12 protein-coding genes are annotated in these 15,596 nt (G+C 46.8%); 8 read left to right on the top strand and 4 right to left on the bottom strand.

What is annotated here, in order from left to right:
* The first annotated feature begins 10 nt into the window (after positions 1-10).
* Entirely contained in the window at positions 11-838 is an 828-nt protein-coding gene (locus tag JEZ96_RS14690) for a cobalamin-binding protein (protein WP_198779815.1), read from the top strand.
* Between the two features lie 62 nt (positions 839-900).
* Here the strand turns inward: JEZ96_RS14690 and JEZ96_RS14685 are convergent, their stop codons facing one another.
* Together JEZ96_RS14685 and JEZ96_RS14680 are read right to left on the bottom strand one after the other, a co-directional pair.
* A complete protein-coding gene (locus tag JEZ96_RS14685) occupies positions 901-2,292 on the bottom strand; it encodes an NAD-dependent succinate-semialdehyde dehydrogenase (protein WP_011788372.1) in 1,392 nt (463 codons plus the stop codon).
* A gap of 217 nt (positions 2,293-2,509) precedes the next feature.
* Entirely contained in the window at positions 2,510-3,628 is a 1,119-nt protein-coding gene (locus JEZ96_RS14680) for a glycerol dehydrogenase (protein ID WP_115017454.1), read from the bottom strand.
* Between the two features lie 489 nt (positions 3,629-4,117).
* On the opposite strand from JEZ96_RS14680, the gene JEZ96_RS14675 reads away from it, so the two are divergent.
* The 7 genes from JEZ96_RS14675 (at position 4,118) to JEZ96_RS14645 (ending at position 13,375) form a co-directional block, all read left to right on the top strand.
* Positions 4,118-5,395, top strand: coding sequence for a DEAD/DEAH box helicase (locus JEZ96_RS14675; protein WP_025008456.1), 1,278 nt, complete (start codon positions 4,118-4,120; stop codon positions 5,393-5,395).
* A 99-nt stretch (positions 5,396-5,494) separates the two neighbouring features.
* On the top strand, positions 5,495-6,304 hold the full coding sequence (locus JEZ96_RS14670) for a M48 family metallopeptidase (RefSeq protein ID WP_011788375.1): 810 nt from the start codon (positions 5,495-5,497) through the stop codon (positions 6,302-6,304).
* A gap of 128 nt (positions 6,305-6,432) precedes the next feature.
* Positions 6,433-7,050 carry an FKBP-type peptidyl-prolyl cis-trans isomerase gene (locus tag JEZ96_RS14665; RefSeq protein WP_011788376.1) on the top strand — a complete coding sequence of 206 codons (618 nt, stop codon included), beginning with the start codon at positions 6,433-6,435 and terminating at the stop codon, positions 7,048-7,050.
* A gap of 72 nt (positions 7,051-7,122) precedes the next feature.
* Positions 7,123-7,935 (top strand): 4-hydroxy-tetrahydrodipicolinate reductase, encoded by an 813-nt coding sequence (gene dapB, locus JEZ96_RS14660; RefSeq protein WP_011919818.1) that lies wholly within the window; start codon positions 7,123-7,125, stop codon positions 7,933-7,935.
* A gap of 173 nt (positions 7,936-8,108) precedes the next feature.
* On the top strand, positions 8,109-9,269 hold the full coding sequence (carA, locus tag JEZ96_RS14655; protein WP_025008459.1) for a glutamine-hydrolyzing carbamoyl-phosphate synthase small subunit: 1,161 nt from the start codon (positions 8,109-8,111) through the stop codon (positions 9,267-9,269).
* A 27-nt stretch (positions 9,270-9,296) separates the two neighbouring features.
* Positions 9,297-12,521 carry a carbamoyl-phosphate synthase large subunit gene (gene carB, locus JEZ96_RS14650; protein ID WP_011788379.1) on the top strand — a complete coding sequence of 1,075 codons (3,225 nt, stop codon included), beginning with the start codon at positions 9,297-9,299 and terminating at the stop codon, positions 12,519-12,521.
* Positions 12,522-12,664: 143 nt separating this feature from the next.
* Positions 12,665-13,375 (top strand): RluA family pseudouridine synthase, encoded by a 711-nt coding sequence (locus JEZ96_RS14645; protein ID WP_025008460.1) that lies wholly within the window; start codon positions 12,665-12,667, stop codon positions 13,373-13,375.
* Between the two features lie 60 nt (positions 13,376-13,435).
* Here JEZ96_RS14645 and JEZ96_RS14640 read toward each other — a convergent pair whose 3' ends face one another.
* Together JEZ96_RS14640 and JEZ96_RS14635 are read right to left on the bottom strand one after the other, a co-directional pair.
* The gene (locus tag JEZ96_RS14640; protein WP_011919816.1) at positions 13,436-14,209 is read right to left on the bottom strand and encodes a substrate-binding periplasmic protein; all 774 of its coding nucleotides are present in this window, start codon (positions 14,207-14,209) and stop codon (positions 13,436-13,438) included.
* A gap of 196 nt (positions 14,210-14,405) precedes the next feature.
* Positions 14,406-15,494, bottom strand: coding sequence for a methyl-accepting chemotaxis protein (locus JEZ96_RS14635; protein ID WP_011788382.1), 1,089 nt, complete (start codon positions 15,492-15,494; stop codon positions 14,406-14,408).
* Positions 15,495-15,596: the final 102 nt, after the last annotated feature.

Here is a 15,596-nt window from a genome sequence, read left to right as displayed (position 1 = left end):
AAGGAATAATATGTATATACAAGGCGTTATTGGGCTGTTTTTCTGTCTATATCTGTTGTGTTCGACTGATGTACAGGCGCAGCCCGCTAAACGCATTATTGCGCTCTCTCCCCATGCGGTGGAAATGCTTTATGCCATAGGCGCGGGCGATACGATTGTGGCCGCAACCGATTATGCGGATTATCCTGAGGCTGCAAAAAAGATCCCGCGTATTGGCGGTTACTATGGCATTCAAATGGAGCGGGTACTAGAGCTTAATCCCGATCTGATTGTGGTGTGGGATTCGGGTAATAAAGCCGAAGATATCAACCAGCTTAGGACGTTAGGATTTAATCTTTATGGTAGCGATCCTAAAACCTTAGAAGGCGTCGCCAAGGAGCTTGAAGAGTTAGGCCAACTTACGGGGCATGTTGAAGAAGCAAGCAAGGCTGCGGCCGCTTATCGCGCTGAGCTTATCCGATTGCGGGTTGAAAATGCTAAAAAATCAGAACCTAAGGTATTTTATCAACTCTGGTCTACCCCCTTGATGACAGTCTCTAAAAACAGTTGGATCCAAGAGATTATGAGTGTGTGCCATGGACAAAATGTGTTTTACGATGCCGATAGCGATTATCCGCAGGTGAGTTTAGAAAATGTGTTACTGACTTTACCGGATGTGATTTTACAGAGTGAAGAAGAAGGCAATGTGAAAGGGGTTGGTTGGCGCCAATGGCCAGAAATTCCTGCTGTGAAGAAACAGCATATTTATCAACTCAATGCCGATTTATTACATCGCGCGACGCCCAGAGCTTTATTTGGCGTTCAAGCCTTATGTGATGCCTTGGATAAAGCACGTTAAATAAAACGCCTGACAGATTATTCCGTCAGGCGTTTAGTCTGATGCCACTATTTTCTAAGCGTTTAGAAAGGCGCGTTGATGTCGACCACATTAATCAGTTTGTGGTTTACAAACTCTTTCAATCCTAAATCAATCAACTCGCGGCCATAACCTGAGCGGCGCACGCCACCAAAGGGTAAGTCGGCCTTGACCATTGTTGGATGATTGACAAACATCATGCCTGTGGAAACCTGCTTAGCGACCGCCAGCCCGCGTTGGGTGTCGGCGGTAAACACTGAGCCACCCAATCCAAAGGGCGAGTCATTGGCGATGGCAATCGCTGCTTGCTCATCTTTCACTCTGTGGATACTGGACACAGGGCCGAAGAATTCCCAATAGTAGGCTGGGTTATCTGGCGTCAGGTTTGTCAGTATTGTTGGCTGCACAAAGGCGCCTTGCTGCGGCACTTTAGGACCCACTTCGGTCGCTGTTGCGCCGTGTTTTACGGCATCACGGATTTTTTGCTTCAACTCATCGGCCGCGCCTTGGGAAGACAGTGGTGCCAGCGTAGTGGCCGAGTCCATAGGATCGCCCGCTTTTAGCGCTTCTATCCCCTTGATATAGCCCTTCATAAATTCATCGTAAATGGCTTCAACTAAGATCATCCGCTTAGATGATGTACAGACCTGTCCCGCGTTCCAGTGACGGCCAAACACCGCCCAGTCGATGGTTTTAGGCAGATCGGCATCTTCAAGTACGATAAAGGCATCTGCGCCACCCAGTTCTAGGGTGGACTTTTTCAGTGCCTTACCCGCCAGAGCGGCAATGATCGATCCCGCATCTTCAGATCCCGTGAGCGCAACACCATGCACTTTGGGCGAATTGATGATCTGTTCTATCTGCTCTCGGGTGGCATACAGATTTTGGAATGCACCTGAGGGCAGCCCGGCATCGCGCATTAAGCCTTCAAAGGCCGCTGCGCACTGGGGCACGTTGGATGCATGTTTGAGTAGTAAGGTATTTCCGGCGGCAAGCTGCGGCGCTAAGATGCGCGCAATTTGGTAGTAGGGAAAGTTCCAAGGTTCGATAGCCAATAATACGCCCAGCGGTTCGTTAACCAGTATCGCTTCACCTTCGGCGGGATCGGCAACCGGCAGTTTTTGCGGTGCCAGCAGTCGCTCGGCATGTTCGGCGTAGTATTCGAAAATTTGCGCCGACAGTTCGACTTCAGCTTCGGCTTCTGCTGTGACCTTGCCCATTTCTAAGGTCAGTAGATTGGCGTATTTGGACTTGTTGTCTCTGAGGATCTTCGCTGCCTTAGATAGTATTGCGGCCTTGTCGGCAAAGGGAGTGGTTCGCCAGCTTAAAAATGCCTGATGGGCGGATTCTATCGCCTGTGTGACTTCGGTATCTGTTGCATTTGGAAATTCTTTGATGAGCTTTCCCGTAAAGGGATTGGTTGTTGCATAAGCCATATGTGCCTCCAAGCGTTTAACAAATAGAGCGTAAATGCCAGCTTTGGCATCGAGGGTGGAAATGTCTTGTTTGTTGTGGACTCCCTTGCCATTGATTATGTGGCAAGGAAGCCTAGGATGAGCGGTAAACTCGTGTGGCAGCAGGAACTATTCAAGTAGTATTAATTAATAAAATCAGATGGTTGCTACCTACGGTGTACACGTCATATTGTTACGGTTAACAAGCTTCAGCTGTTTTATAGCGTTCAGCCATGGCATTGGCGGCTATCATGGCTTGATAGACGTCATCTGCGGTTAATTTCATCGGCATATTGCCCATAGTATCGCCCTCAGCACAGGCTATCTCAGCCACTTTGCGCCACTCGGCCTCGATAAAGGTTTTCAGCCCTAAATCTGCGAGAGTGAGCGGTAGTCCCGCCGTTTTGATAATGCGGATAACGTTATCGATTTCGGCTTTGGGGGCATTTTCGAGCACGAGCTGAGTTAGCAGCCCAAAGACGACTTTCTCGCCGTGCTGAGCTTTATGTAAGTCTGCCACCGCTGACATACCATTATTTACGGCATGGGCGGCGGCTAACCCGCCTGCTTCTGCACCAACACCACTGAGATAGATGGTGGCTTCAATGGTTTGCTCTAGCGCAGGTGTGACTATTTTGTTTTTAACGGCGTCCATAGCAGCTTCAACATTTTCAGTCAGTAACTGATAACAAAGTTGGGCCAATCCCAGCCCTGTGCGGGAAGGCTTTTTCAGGACTAGGTTGACGCCATCCGATTGATAGCAGGCACGAGCTTCAAAATAGGTTGCCAGTGCATCGCCTATGCCTGCCGCAAAAAAACGGGCCGGAGCCGCGGCGATAATGGCAGTGTCGGCAACGACAGCATCTGGGTTCTGTGGCAGAAACAGATAGCGTTCAAACTCACCAGTTTCGGAGTAGATCACTGCAAGTGCAGTACAAGGCGCATCGGTTGAGGCAATGGTGGGGTACAACACGACAGGCCGTTTTTGATAGAAGGCAACGGCTTTGGCTGCATCTAAGGTTTTTCCACCACCAACTCCAACAATGACGTTGGTATGATGCTGCTCTGCCAGCGCGCCTAAGCGCTTTATCTCGGCTTCGCTGCACTCATAGTTGAATTGTTCGAGATGGCTGCTGATCCCATTTTGATCTAGCCCAGCGACCGCTTCATTCTTCACGCGGCTGAGGATAAATTCATCGCAGATGATAAAAGCATTGTCACCAAAGTCCTTAACATAATCATGCATTTGAGCTAATAAGCCCTTGCCGATAATAAATTTTTTAGGGGAAGTGACGGTACGTGGAATGACAGTACTCATAGAGCCTCCTTGGCACTGATAATGGATTATCCTTTCAATCTGACTCTAACATACACCCAATTTAATGTATTAGGCAAAGTATCTGTAATATTTTTATTTTCCAGAGTAAATTGCTGTATTTTTGTTTCATTTTGATTTTTATAACTTATTTTTATAGTTAACATATTACTAACGTCTTTTATGTTGACGTTTTTAGTGAAAGGACTGTACGCCTTTGAGTTTACTTTTATTATTTTATTTACAAGTGGTTACAGTGTTTCTGCGAAACGGTCAAAATGCATAGATCAAAATAGTGCGGTGAGAGTGAGAATAGGGGAAAGCTTATTATATCTGTGCTTAAATAATGCCTTAGGCAAAAAAGGTTTACGTAAAAACGCTTAAACACGTTCTTTTAAATAAGTTCCTCTAAACAAGTGCCCTTAAACTAAATTGGTATTATTAGGTGACACTCAGTAGACTTTCGCTCCCATGTTTTTATCCGGTGTTGTCATGACCTTCTCCGAATTTTCGTCATCCTCTGAGTCACTCACTTTTACCAAACTTGGCTTAAATTCGGCCTTGATTAAGGCATTACCTGCGATGCTGCAGTGTCCTACTCTGGTACAGCAATTGGCTATTCCTGCCATATTAGCGGGGCGTGATGTGTTAGCGTTGGCGCAAACGGGGAGTGGCAAGACCTTAGCATTTGGTTTGCCCTTATTGCAGTCGGTTTTAGAGCAGCAGGCTCAAGCATTGGTACTCGTGCCAACAAGAGAGTTAGCGCAACAAGTGACCCTGGCACTGCAAGCTGTGGCGCAGCCTTTGTCAGGGGCGATGAAAATTCAAACCCTTTGCGGTGGCGTGGACATCGATAATCAATTAATTGAGCTTGCAGAGCGGCCTCAGATTTTAGTGGCAACCCCTGGGCGTATACTGGATTTATGTAAGCAATCCCACATTACCCTCGACTCGATAAAGCACCTTGTTTTGGATGAGGCAGACCGTCTATTGGAAATGGGTTTCTGGCCTGATGTGCAAAAGTTGATTGCGTTGATGCCCAAACATAAGCAAACCTTACTTTTTTCAGCCACGCTGCCCGAGGCTTTGGATACATTGGCGAGTCAATTGCTGATCAATGATCCATTACGCGTTCAAGCCCACAAGGCTAATTCAGTCGTCCCCCATATTGAAGAACAGCTCTATTTGGTGAATAAGGGCAGTAAAACACAGGCATTGATTGCCCTGCTAAAACAATATCAATGGCCGCAGGTGCTGGTGTTTATTAGCGCCCGTGATGATGCTGATGCGGTCGCTAAACGGCTAGCAAAAGCGGGGATGAAAGTCGCTGCACTACACGGTGAGAAAGATCAAACGGTGCGCAGCCAAACTTTGGCCGACTTTAAAGCCAAACGCATTCAAATATTAGTGGCGACAGATTTGATGGCGCGCGGCATTCATATCGATGCCTTGCCTGTGGTGGTCAATCTAGATTTGCCCATGAGTGCGCCTGTGTATGTACATCGAATCGGCCGTACTGCGAGAGCGGGCACCAAAGGGCTGGCGATTTCCCTTGTATGCCATGGTGAAATGGCAACCTTAACAACGATTCGCGGTTTAACCGAGCGAGCGTTACCGCTGACATTATTAGCTGATTTTCCGGTAACAGATAAGCCGAGTGAACAAGCCAGTGATGGTAAGGTTGAACGTAAGCGGCCACCGCGGGATAAACAGGCCAACCGCCGTAGCATAAATAAGCACAAGGCTAGCGAGTTTAAAGGTAAACGCTAATCCCATTTGGCTTATCGGCCTTATCTCAGTAAAATCATTTCATTAGCAGAGTCCTGAAAAGACTTCGTCATGTAATCAAAGGATTTGGGAGAGTTCTACATGAAATCAAAACGATTAAGCTTGATGGTGATCACTGTCATGCTCGGATTATCGGCCTGTGCAACCACAAAATCGCCAACAGGAAGGGGTCAGACTCTGTTGTATTCATCAGCGCAAATGCAGCAGATGGGTGATGCCTCTTTTGAAGAGATGAAAAAGCAACTGAAGGTGAGTAACGATAAAAAGCTGACACAATATGTTAATTGTGTGGCTAGCCGCATTACGGCGGTATTGCCAGATCAGACCCAACGCTGGGATGTAGTATTGTTTGACTCTGAACAGGTCAACGCGTTTGCTTTGCCGGGAGGCCATATCGGTGTTTATACCGGATTACTTAAAGTCGCTAATGGTCCTGATCAGCTTGCCACTGTTATTGGTCACGAAGTTGCCCATGTACTGGCGCAACATGGGAACGAACAGGTGTCCCGTGGGCAGTTAACGGGCGTTGGCATGCAAATAGCTGATGCAGCGTTGGGGGCGAGTGGAGTGTCGAATCGTGACTTGTATATGTCAGCTCTGGGGTTGGGTGCCCAAGTTGGGGTTATTTTGCCCTTTGGTAGAGCCCAGGAAAGTGAAGCCGATGTGATGGGGGTAGAGTTGATGGCGCGTGCAGGTTTTGATCCCGCACAAAGTGTTGAACTATGGCAAAATATGTCGAAAGCGGGAGGAAGCCAAGGTATTGAATTGTTATCGACTCATCCATCAAACAGCAACCGTATTGCTCAGTTGCAACAACTTCAAAGCCAAATGCAACCGCTATATCAAAGCGCAAAGGTCAATGTTAAAAACCAGTGTGTTGCACCTAAATAACAATAATAGACAATTTCTATAATGAGTTAGCCCAGAAAGTTAAATAAGCAGTCAGTTTATCAGCATAAGCCTTCGAACTATGCTAAACTGGCGCGCAAAATTCCACTGATAATTGAGAGTCGTTAATTATGTCTGATAAATTCAGTACTGTTGAACAGCAAGCAAGCTACGGCGTAGGCCGTCAAATGGGTGAGCAACTGGCCGCTAATTCTTTTGATGGTGTGGATATCCCTGCCGTTCAAGCAGGTTTAGCCGATGCGTTTGCGGGCTTAGAAAGTGCAGTATCTATGCAGGACTTGCAAGTTGCCTTCACTGAAATCAGCGGTCGAATTCAAGCTGCTCAAGAGCAAGCTGCTGCAGCTGCGTCTGCAGAAGGCGAAGCGTTTTTAGCGCAAAACGCTAAGCGTGAAGGCGTAACCGTGACTGACTCTGGTCTGCAATATGAAGTATTAGTCCAAGGTAGTGGCGCGAAACCTACTTACGAAGACACAGTGCGTACTCATTACCATGGTTCTTTCATCAATGGTGATGTGTTCGATAGCTCAGTGGTACGTGGCCAACCGGCTGAGTTCCCAGTCTCTGGCGTAATCGCTGGCTGGACTGAAGCACTGCAACTAATGCCTGTAGGCACTAAGTTAAAGTTATATGTTCCACACCATTTAGCTTACGGTGAGCGTGGTGCAGGCGCATCAATTCCTCCGTACTCGACCTTAGTGTTTGAAGTTGAGTTGTTAGACATCGTCTAATGTGATTGAAACGCCTAAGCCTGTCTTAGGCGTTTTCTTATGGGATAGATGAACCAGTTTGAGGAGAGTGAAATGGGTGGACAAGTGAGAGTTGCAATCGTCGGTGCGGGTGGTCGCATGGGACGCACTCTTATTGAGGCGGCTTACCATCAAGAGCACATTCTTCTGGGCGCGGCAATAGAACGCGCAGGCTCAAGTCTAGTGGGTGTCGATGCGGGTGAGTTGGCGGGCGTGGGTAAGTTGAATGTCATCATTATGGATTCGCTTGATTATGCGACTGATGACTTTGATGTACTGATTGATTTCACCGCACCAGACGCCAGTATTGTCCATTTAGATTGGTGTGTTCGCCATAAGAAAGCCATGGTGATCGGCACAACGGGTTTCAATCAAGCTCAAAAAATACAGATTAATGCCTTTGCCGAGCAAACACCTGTAGTCATGGCGCCAAATATGTCAGTCGGTGTCAACCTAATGTGGAAATTGCTTGAACTGGCCGCAGAGGTCATGGGCGATTATACCGATATCGAAATAATCGAAGGTCATCACAGACATAAAAAAGATGCGCCATCGGGTACAGCTCTGAAAATGGGTGAGGTGATTGCTAAAACCTTAGGTCGCGATCTGGAGAAATGTGCAGTGTATGGCCGCGAAGGAATTACCGGTGAACGTGATCGTGAGACTATCGGTTTTGCGACCATTCGTGCTGGCGACTTAGTGGGTGAGCATACTGCGATGTTTGCCGATATCGGTGAGCGTTTAGAGATCACCCATAAGGCGTCGAGTCGTATGACCTTTGCTAACGGTGCCATGCGCGCAGCCCGTTGGGTCGTGGAGCAAAAACCGGGCTTGTATGATATGCAGCAGGTTTTAGGTTTGAATTAATTCATATTAAAAAACGCCGATATGGCGTTTTTTTTTGCACCCAGTTACCAATGGGTGGACGGTTTCGCGTTTTTCCTGTAAACTCGCTGGAATTTGTCAAAATTTCGTAAAACAGCGGAAATTGGTATCTTAAAACAACATAAAAACATTATATTTCAGTGGCTTGGCTCTTTATGGAGGTCGCGTTGACAAAGTCTGCCTTACTCGTACTCGAAGATGGAACCGTATTCACTGGCACAGCAATTGGTGCCGATGGACTCTCTGTTGGTGAAGTTGTTTTTAACACTTCCATGACAGGTTACCAAGAAATTCTAACTGATCCATCCTACTCACGCCAGATTGTAACATTAACCTACCCCCACATTGGTAATACTGGTACCAATAATGAAGATATAGAATCCAATGGGGTTCACGCTTGTGGTCTTATCATTCGCGATCTTCCACTCATCGCAAGTAGTTTCCGCAATCAACAAAGCTTAAGTGATTATCTCAAAGCGAACAATGTCGTTGGCATAGCAGATATCGATACCCGCAAGTTAACGCGCATTCTCCGTGAAAAAGGTGCTCAAGCCGGTTGTATTATGGCTGGTGCAGACTTAGACGAAGCAAAAGCCCTTGACGCTGCCAAAGCTTTCCCCGGTTTAAAGGGCATGGATCTCGCTAAAGAAGTCACGACTAAAACTGCCTATCCATGGCGTAAAGGTAGCTGGCGTTTAGTGGGCGGCTTACCTGAAGATACGCCAGCAAGTGAGCTTAAATACAAAGTAGTAGCCTACGACTACGGCGTTAAGCAAAACATTTTGCGTATGTTGGTGGATCGCGGCTGCGACGTCACCGTGGTTCCTGCTAAAACCTCTGCCGCAGAAGTGTTAGCGATGAACCCAGATGGCGTATTCCTCTCGAATGGCCCTGGCGATCCAGAGCCATGTGATTACGCGATTGAAGCGATTCAGCAGATCCTGAAAACCGACACGCCGATTTTCGGTATCTGTTTAGGTCATCAGCTACTCGCGCTGGCCTCGGGTGCAAAAACCTTAAAGATGAAGTTTGGTCACCACGGTGCAAATCATCCTGTGAGCAATATCGAGCAAGGTAACGTGATGATCACTAGCCAAAACCATGGTTTTGCTGCCGATGAAACGACTTTACCCGCCAACATTAAAGTGACCCATAAGTCGCTATTTGATGGTTCACTGCAAGGTATTCATCTGACGGACAAACCTGCGTTCAGCTTCCAAGGTCACCCTGAAGCGAGCCCTGGTCCGAACGATGCCGCCCCGCTGTTCGATCACTTTATCGATCTAATCGACATATACCGTCAGAACGCTAAGTAATACGCAAGCTAGGAGAAGAGAGAAGCAATGCCAAAACGTACAGATATAAAGAGTATTCTTATCCTAGGTGCAGGCCCGATTGTCATTGGTCAGGCATGTGAGTTTGACTATTCAGGCGCCCAAGCCTGTAAAGCACTGCGTGAAGAAGGTTACCGCGTCATTCTAGTGAACTCTAACCCTGCCACTATTATGACCGACCCTGAAATGGCCGATGCGACTTATATCGAGCCAATTCACTGGGAAGTGGTCCGCAATATTATCGCCAAAGAACGCCCTGACGCGATTCTGCCAACCATGGGCGGCCAAACCGCACTGAACTGCGCATTAGAACTCGAAGCCAAAGGTGTTTTAGCGGAATTTAATGTTGAAATGATTGGCGCGACTGCCGATGCGATTGATAAAGCCGAAGATCGTAGCCGTTTCGACAAAGCCATGAAGAGCATTGGCTTAGAGTGTCCACGTGCGGGTATCGCCCACAGCATGGAAGAAGCCTACGGTGTGCTCGAGCAAGTCGGTTTCCCTTGTATTATCCGTCCTTCATTCACTATGGGTGGCTCGGGTGGTGGTATTGCCTACAACAAGGAAGAGTTCGAAGAAATCTGTTCTCAAGGGTTAGATTTATCGCCAACCAAAGAGCTGCTAATCGATGAGAGCTTAATTGGTTGGAAAGAATACGAGATGGAAGTGGTTCGTGATCGTAACGACAACTGCATCATCGTCTGTTCTATCGAAAACTTCGATCCTATGGGCGTGCACACCGGCGACTCTATCACGGTTGCACCCGCGCAAACTCTGACAGACAAAGAATACCAAATCATGCGTAACGCCTCTATGGCCGTACTGCGTGAGATCGGTGTTGAAACGGGCGGTTCAAACGTACAGTTTGGTATTAACCCAATCGATGGCCGTATGGTGATCATCGAGATGAACCCAAGGGTATCGCGCTCATCTGCGCTGGCATCGAAAGCCACGGGATTCCCGATTGCAAAAATCGCCGCGAAGTTAGCAGTCGGTTTCACCCTTGATGAGCTGATGAATGACATTACGGGCGGTCGTACGCCAGCGTCATTCGAGCCTGCTATCGATTACGTTGTGACTAAAGTGCCACGCTTTAACTTTGAAAAGTTTGCTGGCGCGAATGACCGCTTAACCACACAGATGAAATCTGTGGGTGAAGTGATGGCCATCGGCCGTACTTTCCAAGAGTCATTGCAAAAAGCCTTGCGCGGTTTAGAGGTTAGCCGTAACGGTTTAGACCCTATCACTGATATGTCTAAACCTGAAGCGATGTCACGTATTCGCCTCGAGCTAAAAGAACCCGGTTGTGACCGTATTTGGTACATTGCCGATGCGATGCGTGCGGGTCTTGGCCTTGATGAAATCTTCCGTTTGACCAATATCGACCCTTGGTTCCTCGTGCAAATTGAAGAACTGATTAAACTCGAAGGCGTTGTTGCCGAGGCGGGTTTGGCGGGGCTGGATTATGATTTACTGCGTAAGCTTAAACGTAAAGGTTTTGCCGATGCGCGTTTAGCCGATGTATTAGGGGTGAATGAAGCTGAAGTGCGTAAGCTGCGTGATAAATTCGACCTGCATCCTGTCTACAAACGTGTAGATACCTGTGCGGCCGAGTTTGCGACTGACACGGCCTATATGTACTCGACCTATGAGGAAGAGTGTGAAGCCAATCCCTCTGATCGTGAAAAAATCATGGTATTAGGTGGTGGTCCAAACCGTATCGGTCAAGGTATCGAATTCGATTACTGTTGTGTGCATGCGGCATTAGCACTGCGTGAAGACGGTTATGAAACTATCATGGTCAACTGTAACCCTGAAACCGTTTCAACCGACTACGACACCTCAGATCGTCTGTACTTCGAGCCCGTCACTCTAGAAGATGTATTAGAAATCGTCCGTATCGAGAAGCCAAAAGGCGTTATCGTGCAGTACGGTGGCCAAACACCACTGAAACTGGCTCGCGCCCTTGAGGCCGCTGGTGTGCCAATTATTGGTACTAGCCCAGATGCGATTGATCGCGCTGAAGACCGTGAGCGTTTCCAGCAGGCGATTCAACGTCTGGAGATGAAGCAACCTGAAAACGATACTGTGACCACAGTTGAAGGTGCAGTGATTGCCGCTGAGCGTATCGGTTACCCGCTGGTGGTGCGTCCATCCTATGTTCTGGGTGGCCGTGCGATGGAAATCGTTTACGACCAACAGGACTTACTGCGCTACTTTAACGAAGCCGTAAGCGTATCTAACGCATCGCCAGTACTGTTAGACCACTTCTTAGATGATGCGATTGAAGTGGATATCGACGCAGTCTGTGACGGTGAAACTGTGGTTATCGGCGCCATCATGGAGCATATCGAGCAAGCTGGGGTTCACTCCGGTGACTCAGGCTGTTCCTTACCGCCATACACTTTAAGCCAAGAAATCCAAGATCGCATGCGCGTGCAAGTCGGCAAGTTAGCAATGGAACTTGGTGTCGTTGGCCTAATGAACGTACAGTTTGCCGTGAAAGATAACGAAATCTATATGATTGAAGTTAACCCACGCGCAGCCCGTACTGTGCCATTCGTGTCGAAAGCAACGGGCGTGCCTTTAGCTAAGATCGCGGCGCGAGTGATGGCAGGGCAAAGCTTGAAGTCGCAAAACTTCACTAAAGAAGTGATCCCACCTTTCTATTCAGTGAAAGAAGTGGTGTTGCCCTTTAACAAGTTCCCAGGTGTTGATCCATTGTTAGGCCCAGAAATGCGCTCTACTGGTGAAGTGATGGGCGTGGGTGATACCTTCGCCGAAGCTTATGCTAAGGCGCAGTTAGGTGCCACAGCAGAGGTGCCTAAGTCGGGCCGTGCATTATTGTCTGTGCGAAACAGCGATAAGAAACGCGTTGCTGATTTAGCGGCTAAGTTAATTGAGCTCGGTTACCAAATCGATGCGACCCATGGTACAGCCATTATTCTGGGTGAAGCGGGCATTAACCCACGTTTAGTGAACAAGGTACATGAAGGTCGTCCACACATTCTCGATCGCATCAAGAACGGTGAATACACTTATATCGTCAACACCACTGAAGGTCGTCAAGCGATTGAAGACTCTCGTCAATTGCGCCGCGGTGCACTGCGTTACAAAGTGAACTACACTACGACCATGAATGCTGCATTTGCCACCTGTATGGCCCATGCTGCTGATGACCGTACCAATGTGACATCAGTGCAAGAATTGCATCAACGCGTATTAGCTGAATAAGCATTACTGTTGATGTCATTTAATAAGGCCGTATAACCGAGGTTATACGGCCTTATCATTTAGGCCCATTGCGGTTTTACTTTATGGTTCCGTTTTTGAATATTTTGCTCACTGAATTTCCCCTTTAGTTGTCTGAGAAAACGATGTCCGATCCCGAAGATAGCATTACCCAAGTCGATACTTTTATTGCGCCGCCTTGCCTCGGGCAAATACGTGTGCTCTATCAAGATAGCGATATTCTGCTGATTGATAAGCCGAGCGGATTATTGAGTTTATCGGGGAAGAATCCGCTGAATCTCGACTCAGTGCATTATCGTTTAGTGCAGGATTTTCCGACGGCCACGCTACTACACAGACTCGATTTTGGCACTTCTGGCATCATGCTGGTGGCACTGAATAAAACGGTTAATGGTTTGCTGACAAAACAGTTTCAGGCGCGCACGGTTGAGAAGCGTTATACCGCATTACTCCATGGGCATCTCACTGACGACAGTGGGGTGATTAATCTGCCTATCGCTAAAGATGTCGACAATTTCCCGCTGCAGAAAATTTGCCACAGCACTGGCAAGCTTGCGATCAGCGAATATCGGGTGCTTGAACGATTAACGGAACCTTTTGCTACACGGGTAGAATTTACCCCCGTTTCTGGCCGCACTCATCAACTTAGGATCCACAGTCAGCAATTGGGACACTCGATTTTGGGGTGTGATCTGTATGCTGGGGTAGGTGAGAAGATAACAGACAACGATTATGCTCTACATCATACAAGGTTAATGCTGCATGCGACTCGCCTAGCTTTTGATCATCCGATAACAGGGGAGCACATCGACTGGATTTGTAAGTGTCCTTTCTAAGGGACGATTTGAACGTGATAGTAAAAGAGATATAGAGTGTAGAATAGTTGAATTTAGTGGTTAGTGGGCTGGTCCTATCCGTTCGGTTTGCATGGGCGGTTCATCCATGGGGAGCCAAGCATGATAAATCGTTTTGAAAGTGCCATCTGCTTTTATCGCTGCTAGGCTATTTTTCCATTGTTCTATCACTTCATTGGCGGTGCCGCGAGAAAAAGCAATGTATAGATGGTTAGCACTAATCGTAAAAAGGGATTCAACATCATCAATACTGGCACCCGCCTCCGTAAGTATGCTTGGTGCTGTTAAATTAGCATTACACCAGAGATCGATACGGTGTTTTATGAGCTGCTTAGCGCTTAAAAGCGGAGTAGAAGACGCTGCAATATTGGTAAACCCTTGTTCGAGGAGTATTCGCTCTTCAACTGAGGCGCGGTATACGCCAATCGCTTTGGCTGACTTCGCATCCTCTAAACTGGTAATTTTTATCCCACTGTTTTTTAGAGCATAAAAATTAGTCGTCCCAATTGCAACTGGGCCAATCATAGTAAACATCTGCTCTCTTTCTGTCGTGCGTGTCATAGTGAATAACACAGTATTAGGTTGCTCGGTCAGCATTTTCCAACCTCGAGCCCATGGCACGACCTTAATTGGGTCTTGGTTCTTGATGCGTTTTTGAATTTCTTGTACGACTTGTACAGCTAAACCATCGGGTTTACCATCAACAGAGAAGCTGATCGGTGACCATTCTTCGGTATATATATTCAGTGGATTGGCCATGATGGTAGGCACGATCAACACTAAGATTGGTAGCAGTATTCTGGTGGCAAATTTCATTAATAACCCTAAAAATTAGTACGTTATAATTGAGTCTGACTGCCTGCTCTAAAACGATTAAAGATAGAAACTGTATTTTTTATCAAGTATAGCTATTAGCTTGGTTTATAAGATTAAAATTTAATATCGGTTTTCAGAAAAGAGCACCGATTATCGTGCTCTTAAGGTTATCTTTGTTGGTATCGCTGCTTCAATTTTATGCTTGGTACACATCACGCATTAGATTATCGATATAGTGCACTACGCGCATACTTGCATCTTCCATTTGATGTAATTGTTTGACCATATCGCTTAAGTTACCCGTATGTCTTGCATGTAGAGCGGCTTTGCCTGCCTCATGTACTGCCTTATGTGGGGCATCTAATGCTTTAAAATTACTCAAGTGTTGATAATTTTCTGCGCCAAAGCCTTTAAAATACCACTGACCTAAACGGCATTCGGTATGTGAGTTTACATCATGGCTATGTTGTGGTTGTTCAATTAATTGATAAACATTGCTTTTCCAAACCGCATGATCGAGTTTGGTGGTATTCAAAAAAGAGGCGGTTGCGGCATTATGGATCACATGCTGCATTTGATGTGAGCGTTGAAGTACATCTTCAACGACTTGGCCAATTTGAGTCGATGAGGCTGCAATATCAACGGCACTGGCTTGGTTATTATCAACAATATTTTTAATTTCATTTGCTTGGAAAACTATTTGTTTCACAAGCTTTTCTATCTGACTACTCGCTTCATGAGCTTTGCTTGCAAGCTGGCGCACTTCATCGGCTACTACGGCAAAACCACGGCCAGCTTCACCTGCTCGTGCAGCTTCGATGGCAGCATTCAGGGCGAGTAAATTTGTTTGTTCAGAGATACCTTGGATAGCCGCCACAAATTGATTAATAGAGGCGGTTGTAGCATCGAGCTCCATGACCGCATGCATACTTTGTTTTGCTTGTTCATTAATATAAGTTGCTCGAGAACCTAAGTTAGTAATGGCAATGCGGGTTTGATCAAAAATTTTATCGAGTTCAGATAAGGATTCTTTTTCTTCAGTAAGTAGTGATGCGCTGCTGGCTAATCCATCGCGAATCGCGTTTAACATTTCTCCGCCTTGATTTTGACAAGCGATCACTTCGGTAAAAAGATCTGAGTTTTGGCGGGATTGCTGCTGCATCATTTCGTTTTCGCGGATGATGGCTTTCAACTCATCGATTTCAATTTGATGTGTACGCTGCTGTTCGACGAGTTGTTGCCGGAGAATTTTATTTTCTGTTTTTAGCTGAGAGTTAAACCACATAAAGACCTCTAAACACTTCATTAGTGTTGTCATCGCTACTGCTTATAGACTTGCATTAGTGGTTCTATTGCAAATATAGCAATATTAAGAATAAGTTAGATT

Origin of the sequence: Shewanella putrefaciens, from assembly GCF_016406325.1 — a bacterium.
GTDB lineage: Bacteria > Pseudomonadota > Gammaproteobacteria > Enterobacterales > Shewanellaceae > Shewanella > Shewanella putrefaciens.
The sequence above is the reverse complement of the archived record's forward strand: the minus strand, read 5'-3'. Positions and strand labels throughout refer to the sequence as shown.